The organism is Actibacterium sp., from assembly GCF_041584535.1.
Taxonomy (GTDB): Bacteria; Pseudomonadota; Alphaproteobacteria; order Rhodobacterales; family Rhodobacteraceae; genus Actibacterium_D.
In genome coordinates this window covers 1-4,624 of sequence record NZ_JBFHDW010000221.1, presented here as the reverse complement: position 1 = coordinate 4,624, position 4,624 = coordinate 1, and the positions used below count along the sequence as shown (strand labels likewise).

Annotated in this window: 3 protein-coding genes and 1 tRNA gene; 3 read left to right on the top strand and 1 reads right to left on the bottom strand. The window is 64.7% G+C overall.

What is annotated here, in order from left to right; all coding sequences use genetic code 11:
• A partial coding sequence (locus ABYW26_RS10945; RefSeq protein ID WP_372604896.1) for a 3-hydroxyacyl-CoA dehydrogenase NAD-binding domain-containing protein occupies positions 1–1,235 on the top strand: 1,235 nt, incomplete at its 5' end.
• Here the strand turns inward: ABYW26_RS10945 and ABYW26_RS10940 are convergent.
• A complete protein-coding gene (locus ABYW26_RS10940; RefSeq protein ID WP_372604895.1) occupies positions 1,236–2,351 on the bottom strand; it encodes a class I SAM-dependent RNA methyltransferase in 1,116 nt (371 codons plus the stop codon). It lies immediately after the preceding gene.
• A gap of 99 nt (positions 2,352–2,450) precedes the next feature.
• Between ABYW26_RS10940 and ABYW26_RS10935 the strand changes: the two genes are divergently transcribed.
• Both ABYW26_RS10935 and ABYW26_RS10930 read left to right on the top strand, forming a co-directional pair.
• Positions 2,451–2,524 (top strand) — tRNA-Gly (locus tag ABYW26_RS10935).
• An 86-nt stretch (positions 2,525–2,610) separates the two neighbouring features.
• Positions 2,611–4,407 (top strand): ABC transporter transmembrane domain-containing protein, encoded by a 1,797-nt coding sequence (locus ABYW26_RS10930; protein ID WP_372604894.1) that lies wholly within the window; start codon positions 2,611–2,613, stop codon positions 4,405–4,407.
• The last annotated feature ends 217 nt before the right edge of the window (positions 4,408–4,624 follow it).

Genomic DNA, 4,624 nt, shown 5'->3' with positions numbered 1-4,624 from the left:
TGACCGCTGCACCGCTGGATGTCACACAGGCGGTTGTGGTCGGCGGCGGCAATATGGGCGCGGCGATTGCCTATGCCCTGCTGTCGGCGGGCATTGCCGTGGTGCTGATCGAAACCGATGACGACGGCGTTGTCCGTGCTGAGGCCAATGTCGAAAAGATCATCGGCGCCAGCCTGAAACGCGGCCTGATCTCGGACGCCAAGGCGACGGCGATCCGCGGCGCGCTGACCTGCACCACCGATTATTCGGCCGGGGCAGGGGCGCAACTGGCGATCGAGGCGGCGTTCGAGAGCATGGAGGTCAAACGCGCCGTGTTCACCGCGCTTGAGGCCGCTTTGCCCAAGGACGCGATCCTTGCCAGCAACACCTCGTATCTGGATGTGAACGACATTGCCGCCGTGCTGGCCGATCCGGCGCGTCTGGTCGGGCTGCATTTCTTTGCACCCGCGCATATCATGAAGCTGCTGGAGATCGTGCGCGGCGATGCCACCTCGGACGTGGCGCTGGCGACTGGCTATGCGCTGGGCAAAAAGCTGCGGAAAATCCCGGTTCTGGCCGGGGTCTGCGATGGCTTTATCGGTAACCGCATTCTGGCCCGCTACCGCGAGGCCGCCGACACCCTGCTGATGGACGGCACCAACCCGTGGGAGCTGGACGAAGCGATGGTCGAGTTCGGCTATGCGATGGGCCCATACGAGGCGCAGGACATGTCCGGCCTTGATATCGCCCATGCCAACCGCCGCCGTCAGGACGCCACGCGCGACCCGATCCGCCGCTATATCCCGATTGCCGATCGCATGGTCGCCGAAGGCCGTCTGGGCCGCAAAACCAGCGTTGGCTGGTATCGCTATCCCGGCGGGGGCGGCAAGGTCGTCGATCCTCTGGTCGAGGATCTGTGCCGCGAAGAGGCGTATTTCGCCAAGGTCACGCGCCGCAGCTTTACCGATGACGAAATCCGCGAGCGTCTGGTGCTGGCGATGATCAACGAGGCGTCGGAGATTCTGGCCGAGGGCATCGCCCACAACGCCGCCGACATCGATCTGGTGACGGTGTTCGGCTATGGCTTCCCGCGCTGGCGCGGTGGCCTGATGCATTATGCCGACACGATCGGCGCGGCGCAGATCCTGCGGCAACTGACGGCCCTGTGCGACGAGGACGCGCTGGTCTGGAAACCCAGCCGGGTGATCATCGAATGCGCCGAACAGGGCATTGCCCTGCGCGACTGGCGGCCCTGATTATTTCAGGGCCTCGGTCCGGTAAAGATGCACCTTCAGCCCGCCGTGGGCCACGGAAGGTCCCAGCGGCAGGAACGGCAGGGCGCTGGCGCGGGCGAGGGAATTATCGGTGGTGATGATCCCGACGCGCCAGCCGCTGAATCGGGCGCTTAGGGTCTGACCCAGGGCGCCATAGGCGGCGAACAGCGGGCGCTTGTTGCCGATCCGCGCGCCGTAGGGCGGGTTGACGATGACAATGCCCGGCGGGCCGTCGGGCGGGGTCAGGTCACTGACCGACAGGGTCTGGAAACTGGTGAACTCGGTGACCCCGGCACGGTCGGCATTGGCGCGGCTCATCTTGATTGCGCCGGCATCGCGGTCCGAGCCATAGAAATGCGCCGTCGGGGTTTTCGTCGTGCCGCTGGTGCGCTGGGCGGCCCAGACATCGGCATCGAAATTGCGCAACTTCTCAAACGCAAACGACCGGCTGCGCCCCGGCAACAGACCGGCGGCGATCTCGGCCGCCTCGATCACGAAGGTGCCCGACCCGCACATCGGATCGACCACGGTCTGGCTGCCGTCAAACCCCATCTGCCGCAGGAACATCGCTGCCATGGTTTCACGCATGGGGGCCTTGTTGACCGCCTCTTTATGGCCGCGCTTGTGCAGCGACACGCCCGAAGTATCCAGACTGATCGTCACCATGTCGTCGTCGATCCGCACCTTGATGACCACCTCGGCCTCGGGCGAGATCGTGGCGCCCAGCGACTCGCGCAGGGCGGTCTCAATGCGCTGCGTTGCCGCCCCGGCGTGATAGATTTTCGAGCGCTTGGTGGTGGTCTCGACCCGCACCGGCACATCGGGGTTCAGCAGGTCGGCCCACGGGAACTTGCGCGCCCGCTTGTCGAGCTGCGCCAGATGAAACGCCCGAAACGCGCCGATCCGGGCCAGAACCCGCGTCGCGCCGCGCAGCACCAGATTGGCGCGCCAGACATCGGGCCAGCCGCCCTGAAAGCTGACGCCGCCGGGCACGACCGCAGCCCCGGCAAAGCCCAGTTCCTGCGCCTCGGCGCACAGCACATCCTCAAGCCCCGGCGTGGCGACAAGGAAAATCTCGAAAGGGGTGTTCGTATCCATGCCGCCTGCTTATCCGCATTCGGCGCGGCCTTCGACAGGTTTCTTCAACCAGCCCCGCTTGACCACCGCCGCCGGATGAATTAGCCAGAGCGCCGCTGGGCGGGTATGGTGAAATGGTATCATAAGAGCCTTCCAAGCTTAAGGTGCGGGTTCGATTCCCGCTACCCGCTCCAGCGTAATCCGATCACTTCTTGTTCAGCCGCTTGTTGATCCCGGTCGCATCTCTTATGAGGGTCGCGCAGTTAAAGAAGGCATGCCCATGGCACGGAACGGCAGCGACATCCTGGAAGAGCGGGAAAAATCCAAACGCATTGGCGCGTTGCGCGGTCTGGCGCCGTTTATCGCACCCTATATGACGCTGGTGGCGCTGGCGGGGATCGCGCTGGTTCTGACCGCGACCGTGTCACTGGTTCTGCCGCTGGCGGTGCGCCGAGTCATCGACGGGTTCGAGACCGGCGACGTGCAACTGCTGAACAGCTATTTCATCGCCGCGCTGGCGATTGCCGGGCTTTTGGCGCTGGGCACCGGGGCGCGCTATTACCTTGTGACCCGTCTGGGCGAACGGGTGGTGGCCGATATCCGTAAGGCGGTGTTCGACCGCATGATCGGCATGAGTCCGGCCTTTTATGAGCGCATCATGACCGGCGAGGTTCTCAGCCGGATCACCACCGACACCACGCTGATCCTGTCGGTGATCGGGTCGTCGGTTTCGGTGGCTTTGCGCAACGTGCTGTTGTTCTCTGGCGGGCTGGTGTTGATGATGCTGACCTCGGCCAAGCTGACCGGGCTGGTGCTGTTGATTGTGCCCGCCGTGGTGGTGCCGATCATTGTTCTGGGGCGGCGTCTGCGCCAGCTTAGCCGCGAGAACCAGGATTGGATCGCGGCCTCGTCCGGTTCGGCCTCTGAGGCGCTGTTGTCGGTCCAGACTGTTCAGGCCTTTACCCATGAAACCATCAGCCGCGCCCGGTTCGCCAAAGTGACGGAGCAGGCGTTCGATTCTGCCCGCCGTCGCGTCAGCACCCGTGCGGTGATGACGACGATCGTGATCTTTCTGGTGTTCGCCGGGGTTGTCGGCGTGCTGTGGATGGGGATGCGCGATGTCTATGCCGGTGGTATGAGCCGCGGCGAGCTTGTGCAATTCGTGATCTATTCGGTGATGGTTGCCGGGGCCGTGGGGGCGCTGTCGGAAATCTGGGGCGAATTGCAGCGCGCCGCCGGCGCGACCGAGCGCCTGATCGAACTGCTGAATTCCGACGACAGCGTCGTCGATCCGTCCCAGCCCGCCGCGCTGCCGCAGCCGGTGCGGGGCGAGCTGACCTTCGACAATGTCACCTTCCATTACCCGACCCGGCCTGAGCAATCGGCGCTTGAGGGCATCAACCTGCGTGTCAACGCGGGCGAGACCGTGGCGCTGGTCGGCCCGTCAGGTGCGGGCAAGACCACGATCATCCAGCTGGTGCAGCGTTTCTATGACCCACAAGAGGGCCGCGTGTTGCTGGATGGCGTGCCGCTGACCGATCTGTCGCGCAGCGAGTTCCGCCGCTCGGTGGCTTTGGTGCCGCAAGACCCGGTAATCTTTGCTGATACCGCGCGCGAAAACATCCGCTTTGGCCGCCCCGACGCGTCAGATGCCGAGGTCGAGGTCGCCGCCCGCGCCGCGGCCGCGCATGAGTTCCTCAGCCGTCTTCCCGATGGCTATGACAGCTATGTCGGCGAACGCGGCGTCATGCTGTCGGGTGGCCAGAAACAGCGCATCGCCATTGCCCGCGCCATTCTGCGCGACGCGCCGGTGCTGTTGCTGGACGAGGCGACCTCGGCGCTGGATGCGGAAAGCGAACGTCTGGTGCAGCGCGCGGTCGATGACATGGCGCAGGGCCGCACGACGATCATCGTCGCGCACCGTCTGGCGACGGTGAAAAAGGCCGACCGGATCGTGGTGTTCGACGAGGGCCGGATCGTGGCCGAAGGCACGCATGACGCGCTGGTCGCTGAAGACGGTCTTTATGCCCGTCTGGCGCGCCTGCAGTTCACCGATGGAACGGGCGACGCGGCCTGAAAATTCCCCGTAACAATCCCGCGCGCAAATCCCTAGGCTTTTCTCCGAATCTTAACAGCAAGGAGAATGCGACATGGGTTTGTGGAGCTTCATCAAGGACTCGGGCAAGAAACTGGTTGGCGCCGCCGAGGCCGCGCCGTCCGAGGATGCCCTGAAACAAGAGATCGCCGACCTGGGGCTGGATGCCTCGGGTCTGGAGATCAGCGTTGACGGCGAC